General features: G+C 72.7%; 19 protein-coding genes. 6 read left to right on the forward strand and 13 right to left on the reverse strand.

The genetic code is table 11. From position 1 onward, the window contains the following. Positions 1-67: 67 nt before the first annotated feature. Positions 68-1,552 (forward strand): protoporphyrinogen oxidase, encoded by a 1,485-nt coding sequence (gene hemG, locus ABZ565_RS17865; protein ID WP_361027146.1) that lies wholly within the window; start codon positions 68-70, stop codon positions 1,550-1,552. A gap of 4 nt (positions 1,553-1,556) precedes the next feature. After that, positions 1,557-2,291 carry a hydrogen peroxide-dependent heme synthase gene (gene hemQ, locus ABZ565_RS17870; protein ID WP_361027149.1) on the forward strand — a complete coding sequence of 245 codons (735 nt, stop codon included), beginning with the start codon at positions 1,557-1,559 and terminating at the stop codon, positions 2,289-2,291. 132 nt (positions 2,292-2,423) lie between these two features. Here the strand turns inward: hemQ and ABZ565_RS17875 are convergent, their stop codons facing one another. The 4 genes from ABZ565_RS17875 to ABZ565_RS17890 form a co-directional block, all read right to left on the reverse strand. Then, entirely contained in the window at positions 2,424-3,203 is a 780-nt protein-coding gene (locus ABZ565_RS17875) for a TIGR04222 domain-containing membrane protein (protein ID WP_361027152.1), read from the reverse strand. A 63-nt stretch (positions 3,204-3,266) separates the two neighbouring features. Next, positions 3,267-4,349, reverse strand: a complete 1,083-nt coding sequence (locus ABZ565_RS17880; RefSeq protein ID WP_361027155.1) for a TIGR04222 domain-containing membrane protein — start codon at positions 4,347-4,349, stop codon at positions 3,267-3,269. Then, a complete protein-coding gene (locus ABZ565_RS17885; protein WP_361027158.1) occupies positions 4,265-5,551 on the reverse strand; it encodes a DUF692 domain-containing protein in 1,287 nt (428 codons plus the stop codon). The genes ABZ565_RS17880 and ABZ565_RS17885 overlap by 85 nt, the downstream gene beginning before the upstream one ends. A gap of 123 nt (positions 5,552-5,674) precedes the next feature. Next, entirely contained in the window at positions 5,675-6,430 is a 756-nt protein-coding gene (locus ABZ565_RS17890; RefSeq protein ID WP_361027161.1) for a peptidyl-tRNA hydrolase, read from the reverse strand. Positions 6,431-6,500: 70 nt separating this feature from the next. Between ABZ565_RS17890 and ABZ565_RS17895 the strand changes: the two genes are divergently transcribed. The 4 genes from ABZ565_RS17895 (at position 6,501) to ABZ565_RS17910 (ending at position 8,948) form a co-directional block, all read left to right on the forward strand. Continuing rightward, complete coding sequence (locus ABZ565_RS17895) at positions 6,501-7,178, forward strand: AIM24 family protein (protein WP_361027164.1); 678 nt, start codon at positions 6,501-6,503, stop codon at positions 7,176-7,178. 65 nt (positions 7,179-7,243) lie between these two features. Then, positions 7,244-8,077 carry an ATP-binding cassette domain-containing protein gene (locus ABZ565_RS17900; protein WP_361027167.1) on the forward strand — a complete coding sequence of 278 codons (834 nt, stop codon included), beginning with the start codon at positions 7,244-7,246 and terminating at the stop codon, positions 8,075-8,077. Next, positions 8,074-8,745 (forward strand): ABC transporter, encoded by a 672-nt coding sequence (locus tag ABZ565_RS17905; RefSeq protein ID WP_361027170.1) that lies wholly within the window; start codon positions 8,074-8,076, stop codon positions 8,743-8,745. Before ABZ565_RS17900 ends, ABZ565_RS17905 begins: the two co-directional genes overlap by 4 nt. Positions 8,746-8,759: 14 nt before the next feature. Continuing rightward, positions 8,760-8,948 carry a hypothetical protein gene (locus tag ABZ565_RS17910; RefSeq protein ID WP_361027173.1) on the forward strand — a complete coding sequence of 63 codons (189 nt, stop codon included), beginning with the start codon at positions 8,760-8,762 and terminating at the stop codon, positions 8,946-8,948. A gap of 6 nt (positions 8,949-8,954) precedes the next feature. Here ABZ565_RS17910 and ABZ565_RS17915 read toward each other — a convergent pair whose 3' ends face one another. From ABZ565_RS17915 to ABZ565_RS17955, 9 genes are all read right to left on the reverse strand, one after another. Next, the gene (locus tag ABZ565_RS17915) at positions 8,955-9,644 is read right to left on the reverse strand and encodes a polysaccharide deacetylase family protein (RefSeq protein ID WP_361027176.1); all 690 of its coding nucleotides are present in this window, start codon (positions 9,642-9,644) and stop codon (positions 8,955-8,957) included. Between the two features lie 202 nt (positions 9,645-9,846). After that, positions 9,847-11,274, reverse strand: a complete 1,428-nt coding sequence (locus tag ABZ565_RS17920) for a DUF6177 family protein (protein WP_361027179.1) — start codon at positions 11,272-11,274, stop codon at positions 9,847-9,849. Positions 11,275-11,315: 41 nt separating this feature from the next. Continuing rightward, positions 11,316-11,606, reverse strand: a complete 291-nt coding sequence (locus ABZ565_RS17925) for a hypothetical protein (protein WP_361027183.1) — start codon at positions 11,604-11,606, stop codon at positions 11,316-11,318. Between the two features lie 21 nt (positions 11,607-11,627). After that, complete coding sequence (locus ABZ565_RS17930; protein ID WP_361027186.1) at positions 11,628-12,284, reverse strand: pentapeptide repeat-containing protein; 657 nt, start codon at positions 12,282-12,284, stop codon at positions 11,628-11,630. A gap of 86 nt (positions 12,285-12,370) precedes the next feature. Then, a complete protein-coding gene (locus ABZ565_RS17935; RefSeq protein WP_361027188.1) occupies positions 12,371-12,676 on the reverse strand; it encodes a hypothetical protein in 306 nt (101 codons plus the stop codon). A 25-nt stretch (positions 12,677-12,701) separates the two neighbouring features. Further along, entirely contained in the window at positions 12,702-13,346 is a 645-nt protein-coding gene (locus tag ABZ565_RS17940) for a hypothetical protein (protein ID WP_361027191.1), read from the reverse strand. A gap of 15 nt (positions 13,347-13,361) precedes the next feature. Beyond that, entirely contained in the window at positions 13,362-13,808 is a 447-nt protein-coding gene (locus ABZ565_RS17945; RefSeq protein WP_361027194.1) for a hypothetical protein, read from the reverse strand. Next, positions 13,805-14,473 (reverse strand): pentapeptide repeat-containing protein, encoded by a 669-nt coding sequence (locus tag ABZ565_RS17950; protein WP_361027197.1) that lies wholly within the window; start codon positions 14,471-14,473, stop codon positions 13,805-13,807. The genes ABZ565_RS17945 and ABZ565_RS17950 overlap by 4 nt, the downstream gene beginning before the upstream one ends. Next, on the reverse strand, positions 14,470-15,246 hold the full coding sequence (locus ABZ565_RS17955; protein WP_361027200.1) for a hypothetical protein: 777 nt from the start codon (positions 15,244-15,246) through the stop codon (positions 14,470-14,472). Before ABZ565_RS17955 ends, ABZ565_RS17950 begins: the two co-directional genes overlap by 4 nt. Between the last annotated feature and the right edge of the window lie 11 nt (positions 15,247-15,257).

Here is a 15,257-nt window from a genome sequence, read left to right on the forward strand (position 1 = left end):
GGACCCGGGAATCCGGTTGCGAACCGGTCACGGTCGGGACTCGGAACCGGTTTGAGAGAGTGGAGCCATGCAGCCATCCACACACCGCGCGGACCGGGCCCCCCGTCATGTCGTCGTCATCGGCGGCGGCATCGCCGGACTCGCGGCCGCCCACCGGCTCGTCGGCGCCGGGCTGAGGGTCACCGTCCTGGAGGCGACCGACCGGCTCGGCGGCAAGCTCATGACCGGCGAGATCGCCGGCGTCCGGGTCGACCTCGGCGCCGAGTCCATGCTCGCCCGCCGCCCTGAGGCCGTCGGCCTGGCCCGCGCCGTGGGCCTCGGCGACCGCCTCCAGCCGCCCGCCACGGCCACCGCCGCGCTGTGGACGCGCGACGCGCTGCGGCCGATGCCCAAGGGCCATGTGATGGGCGTCCCGGGCGACCCGTCCGTTCTGGGCGAGGTGCTGTCGGCCGAGGGGCTCGCCCGGATCGCCGAGGACCGCGTGCTGCCCCCGGTGGCCGTCGGCGAGGACGTCGCCGTCGGCGCGTACGTCGCGGACCGGCTGGGGCGCGAGGTCGTGGACCGGCTGGTGGAGCCGCTGCTCGGCGGGGTGTACGCGGGCGACGCCTACCGGATCTCGATGCGCGCCGCCGTACCCCAGCTCTTCGAGGCCGCCCGGGAAGGCGGCTCCCTGCTCGACGGGGTCACCCGCCTCCAGGAGCGGGCCGCCGCCCGGCAGCAGACCGGGCCCGTCTTCCAGGGCATCGAGGGCGGCATCGGCACCCTGCCCGGTGCCGTCGCCGACGCCGTGCGCGCCGGGGGCGGTGAGATCCGCACCGAGACGCCCGTGCTGGGCCTGGCCCGTACCGCCGACGGCTGGGACATCCGTACGGACACCGGGGCCGTCTCCGCCGACGGCATCGTCCTCGCCGTGCCCGCCTGGTCCGCCGCCACCCTGCTCGCCGCCGAGTCGCCGGGCGCCTCGGCCGAGCTGGCGGGCGTCGAGTACGCGTCGATGGCGCTGGTCACCATGGCGTTCCGGCGCTCCGACGTGACCGGCACGGCCTTCGACGGGCGCTCCGGCTTCCTCGTACCGCCGGTCGACGGGCACACCATCAAGGCCGCCACCTTCTCCACGCACAAGTGGCAGTGGGTGGCCGACGCGGCCCCGGACCTGTTCGTGCTGCGGACCTCCGTCGGCCGGTACGGCGAGGAGGAGCACCTGCACCGCGAGGACGGCGAGCTCGTCGGCATCTCGCTGCGCGACCTCACCGCGGCGACCGGGCTCACCGCCCGCCCCGTGGCGACCGAGGTCACCCGGTGGATCGGCGGACTGCCCCAGTACCCGGTGGGCCATCTCACCCGGGTCGCCCGCATCCGCGACGAGGTCGCGAAGCTGCCCGCGCTGCGGGTGTGCGGCGCGGTGTACGACGGGGTCGGCATCCCGGCCTGCGTGGCGAGCGCCCACCGGGCGGCGGACGAGATCGCCGGGGATCTCGGCGGGGGTCCCACCGGGGAGATCATCGCCACGCCGACCCTGGTTCAGGGCACTCGGAGCGAGGCGGGACAATAGCCGTATGAGTGCACCCGAGACTGCGACATCAAGCAAGGCTCCGAACGCCGGTAAGAAGGCCAAGGACCTCAACGAGGTCATCCGCTACACGCTGTGGTCCGTCTTCAAGCTGCGCGACGTCCTGCCCGCCGACACGGACCGCGCGGCCGTGTCCGGTGAGGTCCAGGAGCTGTTCGACCAGCTCGCCGCGAAGGACATCACCATCCGCGGCACGTACGACGTCTCGGGCCTGCGCGCCGACGCCGACCTCATGATCTGGTGGCACGCGGAGACCGCGGACGAGCTCCAAGAGGCGTACAACCTCTTCCGCCGCACCCGGCTCGGCCGCCACCTGGAGCCGGTCTGGTCGAACATGGCGCTGCACCGTCCCGCCGAGTTCAACAAGTCGCACATCCCGGCGTTCCTCGCCGACGAGACGCCGCGCAACTACATCAGCGTCTACCCCTTCGTGCGCTCGTACGACTGGTACCTGCTGCCCGACGAGGACCGCCGTCGCATGCTCGCCGACCACGGCAAGATGGCCCGCGGCTACCCCGACGTGCGCGCCAACACCGTCGCCTCGTTCTCGCTCGGCGACTACGAGTGGATGCTGGCCTTCGAGGCGGACGAGTTGTACCGCATCGTCGACCTGATGCGTCACCTCAGGGCCTCCGAGGCGCGGATGCACGTCCGCGAGGAGGTCCCCTTCTTCACCGGCCGGCGCAAGTCGGTCGCGGACCTGGTGGCCGGGCTCGCGTAGCGAACGGGCTTCCGACCACCCCAACCCGGAAGATCAGACGGCGGGCACCCGGCACCTCGTGCCGCCCGCTGGTCCAGCGACACCGGGTTCGGCTCAGCGGTGCGGCGCGCTCTGTGCGCGCCGCACCGTTTGTCATTCGCGGCCGCCCCGCAGCTTCCGTACGCCCGAGCGGCCCGTCAAGGCAGCCCGCAGCACCGGGTCGTCCACCGCGTCCACCCCGCGCACCGCGACCGTCACGAGCGTGTCGCCCGTCGCGCCGTCCCCCGGCACCGCGCAGGCCGCCAGCAGCCGCCGCCCGTCCGGGGAGGCCCACGCACCGTAGGGGTGCGCCTCGATCCGGGCTATGGCCAGGCAGCCCAGGGTCAGCACGAGCGGCAGCGCGAACCACGCCGGCATCGGGGCCGTGCCCCCGTCGTCGGGGACGAGCAGGGCGGCGGCGCCCAGCGCGGCCACCAGCAGCGCCGCCCCGCGCACCGCCCGCACCGCCGCCGCGACGTCCGCCCCGCGCGGGACCGCCAGACCGGCCGCGACGAGCCGGTCGCCCACCGCCCGTACGGCGCCGGCGGCGGCGGCCGACGCGCGCACCGGCGCTATCGGCGACTGGCCCCCCGGCCCTATGGCGCGGATCACCGTACGTTCCACCTCGTCGCGGCCCTCGGGGTCCACGACCGTCGCCCACCCGGTGTGGGCCAGCAGCAGCCGGCGCCGCAGATGCATCGAGACCAGTGCCACGTCGGCGACCCGGCCCGACCCGCCCGCCAGGAACGCCGCCTCGTACAGGGTGAGTTGCCGTCCGCGACCGCCGGTCGCGCCCCCCGGCCGCCGGGCCGCGCGGGCCCCCGCGAGACAGAGCCGGGCGCAGGAAAGACCCGCCGCACCCCAGGCGACCAGCAGCAACAGAAACGGCACCATGCCCGTGTTCTATGCCGGCACCGCCCGTGGCGCCATAGCTCGTCCAGTAGGTGGACGGCCGTCTCAGGAACTGCTGCCGCAGCTCGACCCGCCGCCGCAGCTGCTGCCGCCCCCGCAACTCGATCCGCCACCGCCGCAGCCGCTCCCGCCGCCACAACTCGACCCGCCCCCGCAGCTCGACCCCGCGCCTCCGCCGCAGCTGCTGCCCGAGGAGCTGCCGCAGCCGCCGCCCGGGCTCGCCCCCGCGCACCACACGGCCGGCGCGACCAGCAGCGCCGAGGGGCCGAAGGGGGTGTACGAGGAGGCGGTGGGCCGGGTCCGGGACGCCGCGATCAGGTGCGTCCGCAGCTCCGGGTCCGGGACACCGCGCAGCCCCCGGGTCGCCACCAGGAACGCCGGGCCGGCCCGGTGGGCGTGCGCGGCCGCGAACTCCGCCGCCGCCCTGCGTCCCGCCCGGGTGATGCGGGTCCGCGCCACCGCCGCGCAGACCAGCCCGGACACGAAGCCGACGACGACGGCCGGGATCATCGCCACGGCGAACGGGTGGGCCCAGTCGGTGGCGTCGTCGTCCTCCATGAAGTGGACGATGGCCAGGCCGATGGTGATCGGGCCGGACGCGAGGCACAACAGCGTCTGCAACAGGCCCCAGATGCGCCACTTGGCGTTCGCGCCGGGCCGGGCCAGCAGTCCGCGCGCGGCGAGACCGTCGCCGGTCTCCTGCACCGCGGGGTGCCGCATCACGGCCGCCCGCAGCGCCGGCAGCGCCCCGCTCGGCGCGGCGGCCAGCTCGTGGAGCACCGCCCGCTCCACCGGGTCGTGGGCGACCGGCCGGAGCACGGCGACGATGCCGGGGCCGCCGATGGCCAGCCGGCCGTCCGCGTGCATGGCGGCCAGCGCGGTGTCGACGACCCGGCCGGGCCCGCCGTTCAGGAACGCCGCCTCGGACAGGTCGTGCGCCGGGCCGCCCACCCCCCGGCGGGAGCGGGCCAGGCCGCTGACCAGCACGGTGGACGACGCGATCAACGCGAGCGTGAGGAACACGAGCATCCCGTCCATGCCCGTCACCGCCCCGCCAGCACGGAGCGGGCGGCGCGGGCCAGCCGGGTCGCACGCCCGGGCGGCCGGGGCGCGGCCCGGTCCCGCCACCAGTGCGTCAGCCGGCGTCGGGCCGCGTCGTCCTCCGGGCGTCCCGCGATGAGCAGGTGCTCGGCGAAGTCCAGGGCGTCGCGCCGGTACCCCGACGTCAGGGGCCGCGCCCCGGCGTACGCGAGGAACGCCGCCCGGTAGCCGGCCCCCAGGATCTCCGGCAGCTCGGGCGCCACCTTGGCCACGACATCGGCGCGCTTCGCGGCCAGGGCGCGGCTCTGCACCCGGAGCCGGCGCGGGTCGAACCCCTCCGGCGCGGGCGTGCCGGCGACCAGGGCGGACAGCAGGGCGGTCTGCGCGACCGCGACGCCGTCCCGTACGGACTCCGCGACGGGCGGGACGGGTGGGGTTTCCGGGGTCACCCAGGCAGCCGGGGCGCCCCCGCTCTTCTCCAGCACCCCCCGGATCGCGTCCAGCTCGCCCGCCAGCTCACCGTCCGGCGGGAACGCCTCGTCGCGCTCCAGCAGCACCCCCGGCGGGTCCACCCGGGACCGCAGCTCCGCCAGCACATCGAGCACCGGGGCGGTCACCGGGTGGGCGTGCGTGTCGTGCCACACGCCGTCCTTCTCGACCCCGCCCGCCACATGCACGTACGCGATGGCCTCCACCGGCAGTTCGTCCAGCGCGGCCGCCGGGTCCTCGCCCCGGTTCACGTGGTTGGTGTGCAGGTTGGCCACGTCGATCAGCAGCCGCACCCCGGTCCGCTCGACCAGCTCCGCCAGGAACCGCCCCTCGGTCAGCTCCTCGCCCGGCCAGGAGACCAGCGCCGCGATGTTCTCCAGCGCCAAAGGAACCGGCAGCGCGTCCTGCGCGATGCGCACGTTCTCGCACAGCACGTCCAGCGCCGCCCGGGTGCGCGGCACCGGCAGCAGGTGACCCGCCTCCAGGACCGGCGATCCGGTGCGCCGCCCGCCCGCCCGTACGAACGCGATGTGCTCGGTCACCAGCGGCGCGCCGAGCAGCGTGGCGCGGGCGGCGAGGTCCGCGAGCTTGCCGGGGTCGGGGCGGTCGGCGCCGCCGAGGCCCAGCGAGACGCCGTGCGGCACCACGGTGACCCCGCGCTCCCGCAGCCGTACCAGGGAGTCCGGCAGGTGGTCGGCGCAGAGGTTCTCCGCGACCGCCTCCACCCAGTCGATCCCCTCCAGCGCCTCCACCTCGTCGGCGATCTCCGGCCGCCAGCCGATCCCGATCCCCAGCCTCATACCGTCCCCCATGTCGCGTCCCCCTCGGCTCGTGCAGGGGTGATGGCCCCGGAGCGCGCCCCTGAATCCGGAAGAGGAGACGTTCAGAGCTTCATTTGAGGTTCCGGCGACCCGGCCGAGGGCTCAGCGACGGCGGCGCAGCGCCGGGTGGTCGGCGACCACCGTGCACGAGCCCGGGGCGATCTCCGTGAAGCCCGCGTCCCTCACGACCGGCAGCCCGCTCACCGCCAGCTCCGCCCAGCGGCCCGGCTCCGCCGTGGCCACCGAGAGCGGGAAGCCCGCCTCGCGCCACGCCTTGCGCTCGGTCTCCGTCAGCTCCCACCAGGCGAGCTGCGCCCCGTGCCCGACCTGCGCCATCTCCTTGCCTGCCGACATGCCGAGGTCCGGGTTGAGCCACAGCACCGGGTGCGCCGGGTCGGGCGCGGCCGGCGGCTCCGGGTCGTCCAGGTCCGTCCCCGAGACCTGGAGCTTGGCCAGCTCCTTCGGCCAGCCGTCCAGGGGCACCGGCGGGAAGACCCGCACCTCCGCCTCCTCGCCCGTCACCGTGATCCCGGGCAGCGCGGACGCCTTGCGCCACTCCGCGCCCCGGGCCCGCCGGACCACCTTGCGGATGCGGGCGTCCTGCCAGTCCCGCATCACCCGCGCCCACTCGCCCTCGCCCGCCGACCGCTCGTCGGACAGCACCACGAGCACCGCGCGGGCGGCCGTGCGCAGGGCGTCGGTCCGGGCCGGCGGCGCGGTCTTCTCGATGTGCACCACCAACGGCAGTACGTATTGCGGTGCTTCGTCCCGGTCCGTCCGCTCGGACCGGAAGGGGCTGTCCAGGGGCGCGGCGGCCGGCTCGGCGGACGGGGGCGCGGGGATGTCGTTGCTGCTCACCCGCCCAGTCTGCCAGCCGCCCCGGACACCGTTCTTGGCGGAATGGAAGGCTCCGGGTGAGGATGCCGCTATGAAGAGCGATCTCTTTTCCAGTGAGCACATGGCGGAGCAGGCGACCGTCCCCGGGATGACGCTGCAGAACGCCAAGTCCATCAAGTACGCGGTCAACGGGGAGATGCACGCCCGCCAGGGATCGATGGTCGCCTTCCGCGGAGACCTCCAGTTCGAGCACAAGGGCCAGGGCATCGGCGGCCTCCTCAAGCGCGCGGTCACCGGCGAGGGGCTGCCGCTGATGGCCGTGCGCGGCCAGGGCGAGGCGTGGTTCGCGCACGAGGCGGCGAACTGCTTCATCGTGGAGATGGAGCAGGGCGACGCCCTCACCATCAACGGCCGCAACGTGCTGTGCTTCGACGCGTCGCTCTCGTACGAGATAAAGACCGTGAAGGGTGCCGGGATGACCGGCGGCGGCCTCTTCAACAGCGTCTTCACCGGCTACGGCAAGCTGGGCCTGATGTGCGACGGATATCCCATCGTCATCCCCGTCACCCCGCAGCAGCCGGTGTTCGTGGACACGGACGCCGTCGTCGGCTGGAGCGCCCAGCTGAACACCTCGCTGCACCGCTCGCAGAGCGTCGGCTCGATGATCCGGGGCGGCTCGGGGGAGGCCGTCCAACTGCGTCTGGACGGGCAGGGTTTCGTGATCGTACGGCCGAGCGAGCTGAAGCCCGAGAAGGCGTCGTCCCACTGAGCACCGGTACGGAGGTCCTGCGGCTGCGGGGAGCAGGCCGCAGGTACGGGCTCACCGGCCCCTGGGTGCTGCGCGGGGTCGACCTCGTCCTGCCCGCGCGCGCCCTCGTCCGCGTCGAGGGCGCCAACGGCACCGGCAAGTCGACCCTGCTGCGGCTGCTGGCCCGGATCGACGCCCCTTCCGAGGGCCGGATCACGGGCCGGCCGCGCACGGCGTACGTCCCCGAACGGTTTCCGGCGGCCCTGCCGTTCACGGCCGCCGGGTACCTCGTCCATCTCGGCCGCGTCCACGGGCTGCGCGCCTCCGAGGCGGCCGGCCGGGCGGACCGCTGGCTGACCAGGTTCGGCGCCGCCGCGCACGCCCGGACGCCCCTCGCCGAACTCTCCAAGGGCACCAGCCAGAAGGTCGCCGTCGCCCAGGCGCTCCTCGCCGAACCCGAACTCCTGGTCCTGGACGAGGCGTGGACCGGCCTCGACACCGAGGCGCGCGGCGAGCTGGACCGGGCCGTGGCGGAGCGCGTCGCCGCCGGGGCGACGGTGGTGTACGTCGACCACGACCCACGCCGGCTGGCGGGTTCGGTCGACGCGGCGTACCGGGTGGAGGGGCTGGGCCTGGCCGCCGCCCCGTTCGCGCCTACGGAATCCCGTGTCCGCATCGACGCCACGGCCCCGCCGGGGACCCCGCTCCCGTCCGGACTGCCCGGGGCTCCCGCGTACGCCCTGACCGACGACGGAACGGCCCGCCTCACGGTCCCGGCGGCGCACTCCGACGCCCTGCTCGGGGCGCTGCTGTCGGCGCGCCCGCCGTGGCGCATCGGGCGGGTGGAGCCGATTCGGGGGCCCGGTGAAGCCCCGCAACCGCACCGCTCGCCCGCCCTGGACGAGGACCCCGCACCATGACCGCGCTCGTCCGCTACCAGGCCGCCCTGCTCGTACGGTCCCAGCGCTGGCTGGCTCCGGTGCTGCTGTACCTGGCCTTCCTCGCCGTCGGCATCCGCTCGGGGCAGCCCGTGCTCGACTCGCTCGGCTACACCGCCGCCGGGATGCTCCCCGTCACCGCCTGGCTGGTGCGCGTCTGCGTCACGCAGGAGCCGCCCGCCGCCCGGGCGGTCGTCGCGGCGGCGGCGGGCGGGCAGCCCCGGGCCCATCTGGCGGCCCTGCTCACCGGCCTGGGCGGCGCCGCGCTGCTCGGCACCGCCGCCACCGCCGTGGTCCTGGCGATCAGCGACCCGGCGAGCACGGACCACTCGGTGCGGGTGCCCCTGCCGCCCGCCGGGGCCGCCGGAGTCCTCGCCACCGCGTGCTGCGTGCTGCTGGGCGCGGCGGCCGGGGCGCTGTGCGGCCGGCCGCTGCTGCACGGGCGCGGCTGGTCGATCGCGGCGACCGTGATCGTCGCGCTGCTGGCGCTGGTCACGGCCGGATCTCCCGCCAAGTACGCGGTGACGGACCTGGTCACCGGCTCGCTGACCGGCACGGTCCACATACCGGTGCTGCCGCTGCTCGGGGCCGCCGCCGTGGCGGCCGCCGTGTTCGCGCTCGCCTGCCGGCTCACTTCGGTACGGGGCTGAGTAGGCTCGTACGTATGACTGAGGAATCCGAGGCCTACTGTGAGACGCCGCCGGCCGAATCACCGGAGCGGGCCGAGGGGCCGCCGTACGCCGAGTGCGTGCTGTGCCGGAAGCCGACCGAATACGCCGAGTCGGTCAAGGGGATCACGCTGTGCCCGGTGTGCGAGTGGCAGGAGGCCCAGCGCACGGCCTGCTCGGGCTGAGGCACCTCAGCCGCCCATCAGCTGGGACACCTTGACGAAGCGGTAGCCGCGCTTCCGCAGCTCCGGCACGACCTGGCGGACCGCCTCGGCGGTGACCGGCGCCGCGCTGCGGGTGCAGTGCATGACGACCAGTGAACCGGACCGCACCCCGTCGAGCACCTGCTCGGCGACCGCGTCCGCATCCGTCGCGAAGGCGTCGCCGCTGACGACGTCCCACTGCACGGCGGTCACCTTCTCCGGCCCGAGGGCGCGCAGCGTGTCGTCGTCGTAACAGCCGCCGGGGAAGCGGAAGTACGGCACGACATTGCGGGCGCCGGTCGCCCGGATCGCCCCGAACGCCCGCTGGACCTCCGTGCGCACGGCGTCCTTCTCGACCGTCGGGAGTCCGTAGCAGGGCGTCGTGAACGCGTAGTGGCTGTAGGAGTGGTTGCCGATCTCGAAGAGGGGATCGGTGCCGATGGAGCGCGCCTGGTCCGGGTACTCCTCCGCCCAGCGCCCGGTCATGAACACCGTCGCGGGTACCTTCAGACGGCGCAGCAGGGCGATCAGTTCCGGGTTGTCGAAGTGCTCGCCGGCCGCCGCGCGCGGCCCCTCGTCGGCCGTCATGTCGGCGTCGAAGCTGAGCGCGACGACCTTCGCGGCGTGCTGCGGCCCGCGCGTGAAGACGGGGGTGAGCCCGCCGGGGCCCGGGGCCATGACGGGAGGCTTCCCGGCGGGCTTCTCGGCGCGCTTCCCGGCGACGTGGGAGGCGGGCGGCCGTTCGACGGCTGCACGGGGCTCGGTACGACCGCAACCGACAAGTACCGCACCCAGCACACCCAGAACGGCCGCTTTGTGTGCAAATCTGATCACTTCCGGAAGCTAACCGATCAGCCGGAAGGCGCACGGGGCTGGCGCGCTAGACCGGCGGCGCCCCACGCAGATGGCGCATCAGCTGTTCCAGGGCCGCCCAGCCCTCGGCGGTCTCGCCGTCGCCGAGCGGGTAGTAGTAGCCCGGTCGGCCGCCGGGGCCCAGCCGTACCGGCGCCTCCTTGAGCGGGGTCCGGGAGGCGGTGTCGAGGCCCACCTCGGTCACCTCGGCGGAGCCGAGCGCGAAAGAGTACGGGAGCGGGGGGCGTTCGAAGCGGGGCGGGGCGTTCAGGTCGCGGCGGCCCTCGGCCAGCTGGCAGAGCATGGTCCGCAGCCCGTGCCGGGTCACCAGCTCGTCGGCGAGCCCCGGCAGCGCGTCCAGGGCCGGTGACTCGTCGGGGCCGTAGCCGAGAACGAGGGTGATGTCCTCCTCCACCCCGTCCGGGGTGCGGTTCACCTGGAGGGTGGCGACGGCGGGGCGGTCCGGGTTGCCCACGGCGACCAGCCAGGTGGGCCGGGGCGCGCGCTCGTACGCCAGGTCGGTCAGCCGCCGCCGCGACCAGGTGAGCCCTGCCGGCTCCGACGTCCCCCAGCCGGCCGGGGGCGCGCCGGTCAGCGCCTCCCAGGCGGCTTCCAGGGCGCCGCCGAGCACGAGGTCGGCGGTGGGGCGGTGCACGGTCCGGAGCGATACGACGAGCTGCCGCTCACCGGTGGGCCCGGCCTCGGTGAACGCCTCGGCCACCGGGGTCTGCCCGTCGTCGCGCCGGTCCGGTGCGAACGCGTCGTCCTGCCAGCGGACTACGGCGCCGGTCAGCCCGTCGTAGTAGCCGCAGCGCTCGTCCTGGACGACCCAGCGCGAGGCGGTGGACTGGAGCAGCAGCCGCGTCGGCAGGGAGAGCGTGCAGTGGGGCGGGGTGACGATCTGGAGCGACCGCTCGCTCTCGACGGTGGCCCGTAGCGCCTCCGTCATCCAGCTGGTCATGGGGACGACCGGGCGGTCCTGGAGCACGACGGCCGCCTGGTCGGTGAGCATGTCGACGGCGGGCTGCGCGGCTGCGGGGGAGGGCACGGCTGTGATGCCCGAGACGTCGAGCGGGCTGGCCGCGCCGGTGGTGCCGGGGGCGTCGGCCGGCCAGACCCTGCCGCCGAGCAGCAGCGTGAGCCGCGCGGCGAAGGCCCCGGCCAGCTCCTCTGCCCGGGCCACCCCGGCGGCGGCCCGCGCCTCGACCCACCACCAGGGCCCGTCCCCCTCGGGCGCGGCCTCCGCCCCGAGCAGCCGGACGGCTTCCCCGGGCACCTGGATCAGCAGCGGCACCTCCACGGACACGAGCGGCCGCCCCTCGTCGTCGCACAACTGCACGACGGCCCCGTCCCCGGTGGTCCCCACCCGCAGATCGGGCCCGCCGGCAAGCAACCCGGCCAGCACACTGAGCGAGTCGGGCATCCGCCGGGTGAGTGCGACGACGTCCTGGGTCATGCGGGGGTCCTTCGGTGGAGGAGGGGATCGGGGGATTCCGGCTAACGCGGGGGCGTCGGCTGTTCCGATGCGTTGCCGAACAGGTAGGCGTACATGTCCCGGAGATAGGTGTCCAGTGTCTCCTTGTCGGGGAACTCGATGTCGGTCAGCCCCTCGTATTGGGCGGGCCCGAAATCCTTGTCCGACATGATCTGCTCGAATCCCGTCCGGATCAGGTCCACATAGGAATCCTTGAAGCTCAGCAGGGTGCGCCGCAGGTGGCCGGTGTTCTCGTACCCCCGCTCAAGGTCCAGGTACACCCGGAAGAAGTTCCTGACGTGCGGGTCCAGCATGTCCCCCCTCGACGTGCATACCTATCGCGCCCGCCCCTGTGGCGGGATCACCTGAACCTCGGCGCCGCGGGCGCCGAGCCATGCTTCCAGGTCCGTGCCGCCTATTTGCCGGGTGCCCGCGCCGCCGACCACCGTGACCGGCCCGAAGGCCGTGCCGGTAAGGCCGCGTACCAGGGTGGTGTCGTCCACGGTGACCTTGAACGTGTTGTGGAACAGGACGGCGCCCGTCAGGTCCGCGCCCCGCAGGTCCACGTCGTACAGCGAGGCGCCCATGATGCGCGTCCCGCGCAGGCTCGCCCCCGAGGCGTCGACGTCGTGGAGTGACGCCTTGACCATGTCGGCCCGGTCGAGCCGGGCGGACCGGAGCACGGCCCGGTCGAGCTTCGCCCGGACGAGGTCGGCGCCGGCCATGTTCGCCCCGGTCAGGTCCGCCCCACTCACGTCCGCTCGGTAGAGGCACACGCCCCCGAGCTCCACGCCCGCAAGCACCGCGTCGATGAGCCACGCACCGGAAAAGTCGCCGTTCGTGAGATCGGCACCCCGGAAGTCGTGCCCCACCCCGTACAGGGCGTAATGCGTGTCATCGAGCCATTCCCTCAGCTGCCGCGCCGCCGCCGGGTCGGCGGGGAACGCGGACGGCTGCCACGGGACCGGCTCGGTGACCGGCGGCTCCGTCACCGCGGGCCTTCGAATGCCTCGCGGACTTCCGTCCGTACGCGCTCGACGCGGTCGTGTTCCTGGTCCAATCGGTCCTCTTCCTCGAACTAACCCGGGGGCATCGGCTGTTCCGGCGCGTCGCCGAACAGGTAGTCGTACATTTCCCGCAGGTAGGTGTGCAGCGTCTCCTTGTCGGGAAACTCGATATTGGTGAGTCGTTCGTATTCCGCGGGTCCGAAATTTTCGTCCGACATGATCTGCTCGAAACCTGAGCGGATGAAATCCACGTAGGAATCTCTGAAGCTCCACAAGGTGGGCCTCAGTGCGCCGGTGTTCTCGTATCCCCGCTCGAGATCAAGGTGGGCACTGAAAAAGTTTTTGAAGTGCGGGTCGGTTTGGATTTCGCCTGTCAAGTGCACCTGCTTCGATTGCCGGCGATCAGTCCACCGTCGTGTCGGTGAGGTCCGGTCCTCGACCGTCGACAAGGTCGGGCGCCGCCAGTTCGTATCCCTTGGCGTGTCCGTAATACGTCGGGTCCCCGGGTTCGGGCTCGACGCCGAGCAGCATCACGATCTTTTCCAGTGCCGACTTGAGCCGCGGTGCGTTGGCCGCGTGGATGGCCGGGTGGGGCTCACCCCGGAAATCGCACGGGCCCCAGATGTCGTGGTATACGGAGATCTCGGCCGAAGGGCCGATCTCGTCCGGAGAAACCATCAACTCGACGAGCCGGTGCTCCCTCTGCGGTGTCCCTTCCGCGTCGAACCACGTTCCGGATCCCAGTACGAGGATTCCGCCCATCTCGGCCTGCGGATATCCGGCGGGCCGGCAGGAACGGAGTGCCTCCGGCAACTTCGGGTCGTCGAGCGAACGCTCGACCAGATCCAGTCGGCTGTGAATACCGAGACCGCCCTTACCGATGTGGAACCAGTTCCATTCGAGGGCGTCCGGCTCCAGAAGGCCGTGCTGCCGGAGAACGGCACTCATGCGTCCCGCTGTCCGCAGTGCGGATTCCAGACCCGGCTCCACCACGTCGTCCAGGCCCCAGAACCACGAGCCGCTTTCTCTTGGCGCGCGCGTCAGCACGACGATCGAACTTCCTTATGGTTTGACAGCGTTGGCGGGTGAATAGTGACAGAGCCGTCCTCGGACTTGAGCTCGAACGAGGCGTTGGTGCGGTCGGCGGCCCGCTGGACCGTCATGAAAATTCGAGGTCAGCGGGAGGGGGTCGGGGAATTCCGACCAGCCAGGGGGCATCGGCTGTTCCGGCGCGTCGCCGAACAGGTAGTCGTACATGTCCTGGAGGTAGGTGTGCAGTGTCTCCCGGTCGGGGAACTCGATGTCGGTCAGCCGCTCGTACTCGGCAGGCCCGAAATTCTCATCTGCCATGATCTGCTCGAATCCAGAGCGGATCAAGTCAACATAGGAATCGCTGAAGCTCCACAACGTGGGCCTCAAGTCGCCCAGGATTTCATATCCGCGCTCAAGGTCGAGTTGCGTCCTGAAGAAACCTCTGAAGTCCGGGTCCGCTTGAATCGGCTCGCTCAAGGTGCAGCACCTACTGCCGGTCGGTGCGGCGGGATCACCTGAACCTGTCCGCCCCGCGCGCTGATCCACGCCTCAAGTTCCGCACCGCCCACCTCGCGCGACGAACCGTCGCCGACAACGGTGATCGGGCCGAAGACCGTGCCCCGCAAGCCGCGAAGGACCGTGGTGTCGTCGACCTCGATCTCGAAGTAGTTCTCCTCGACCACGGCATCGGACAGGTCGCTGCCCCTCATGTCGGTGTTGAGCAACTCCGCGCCGACGAAGCGTGTTCCGCGGAAACTGGCTCCCCTCGCGTCCACGTCGGACAACGAGGCCCCGACCATGTCCGCCCCGTCGAGCACTGCCGACCGGAGAACGGCCTCATCCAGGTTCGCCTTCACCAGGTCTGCTGCCGTCAGGTCCGCGCCCGTCAGGTCCGCCGATTGGAGATCGGCACGGTAGAAGGAAGCTCCGACGAGCCGTACCTCGACCAGTACGGCGTCGGTGAACCAGCAATTCGAGAAATCCCCACCCGAGAGGTCCGAGCCCCGGAAGTCCCGCCCCATCCCGTTGAGGTTGTATTCCTCGGAGGCGAGCCACTCGCGGAGCTGCTCTGCGGCCGCAGGGTCGACGGGGAGCACGGCAGGAAGCCATGGAGCCAACTCGATGGACGGCGTCTCCGTCACCGCGAGCCTTCGAACGCCTCGCGGACTTCCGTCCGTACGCGCTCGTTGCCGACCGCCGTGAGGTACTCGCCGAACTCCCGGATCTCCGGCCCCTCGGCCCGGTAGACGATGGTCACGGCGTGCTCCAGCGCGCGGGGCGAGGCGGCGACGTGCAGCACGCTCGTGGCCAGTTCCACCGAGAGCGGGCCGTCGACGGGAGCCACCGCGCAGGCCAGGTCGACCAGTTGGGTGGCCAGGTCGAACCGGGGCTTCTCACCGGAGGCCAGGGCGCGCACGCCACGGCCGATGGCCTCCTTGATCTCACCGAGCGCCGCCCTGACCGTGGCGCTGTCGATCAGTTCACCGAGGCGGTCCTCGAAGTACTGGGTGTCGGTGATCCGCGCCAGCGCGCGGAACGCCTGTGTACGCAGGGCGGCGGTGCCCTTTTCCTCCACCAGGAAACGGCTGCTGTCCACGGCCACCGCGAGCTGCGAGAACGTGCTGTCCACGGAGAACTTCCGGTCGATCGAGAAGTCGTACCAGGGGGTGTTCTCCGGGTCCGCCGCCGCCGCGATCACCGTCTCGAAGCCGGCCGGCTCGGCCCACGAGGTCAGCGCCAAGCACGCGAGGAAGCGGTCCTTCTCGGGCTCGCCCGGATCGTTCATCAGCTCGATGAGCCCGGGCACCCGCTCGCTGTGGCGGGGGTCGTCGTACGCGGTGTCGATCACATCGTCGAGATCTGTCGTCGGCTCGCCGTCGAAATCCCTGCCGAGCAGTTCATCGATTCTCGTCACGACCGGCCCTT

This window comes from Streptomyces sp. NPDC016469 (assembly GCF_040632905.1).
Lineage (GTDB): Bacteria > Actinomycetota > Actinomycetes > Streptomycetales > Streptomycetaceae > Streptomyces.

Coding starts and splice junctions, on each gene's coding strand:
- hemG (WP_361027146.1), top strand. CDS start 68: ATGCAGCCATCCACACACCGCGCGGACCGGGCCCCCCGTCATGTCGTC.
- hemQ (WP_361027149.1), top strand. CDS start 1,557: ATGAGTGCACCCGAGACTGCGACATCAAGCAAGGCTCCGAACGCCGGT.
- ABZ565_RS17875 (WP_361027152.1), bottom strand. CDS start 3,203: ATGGTGCCGTTTCTGTTGCTGCTGGTCGCCTGGGGTGCGGCGGGTCTT.
- ABZ565_RS17885 (WP_361027158.1), bottom strand. CDS start 5,551: ATGAGGCTGGGGATCGGGATCGGCTGGCGGCCGGAGATCGCCGACGAG.
- ABZ565_RS17895 (WP_361027164.1), top strand. CDS start 6,501: ATGAAGAGCGATCTCTTTTCCAGTGAGCACATGGCGGAGCAGGCGACC.
- ABZ565_RS17905 (WP_361027170.1), top strand. CDS start 8,074: ATGACCGCGCTCGTCCGCTACCAGGCCGCCCTGCTCGTACGGTCCCAG.
- ABZ565_RS17910 (WP_361027173.1), top strand. CDS start 8,760: ATGACTGAGGAATCCGAGGCCTACTGTGAGACGCCGCCGGCCGAATCA.
- ABZ565_RS17915 (WP_361027176.1), bottom strand. CDS start 9,644: ATGGCCCCGGGCCCCGGCGGGCTCACCCCCGTCTTCACGCGCGGGCCG.
- ABZ565_RS17920 (WP_361027179.1), bottom strand. CDS start 11,274: ATGACCCAGGACGTCGTCGCACTCACCCGGCGGATGCCCGACTCGCTC.
- ABZ565_RS17925 (WP_361027183.1), bottom strand. CDS start 11,606: ATGCTGGACCCGCACGTCAGGAACTTCTTCCGGGTGTACCTGGACCTT.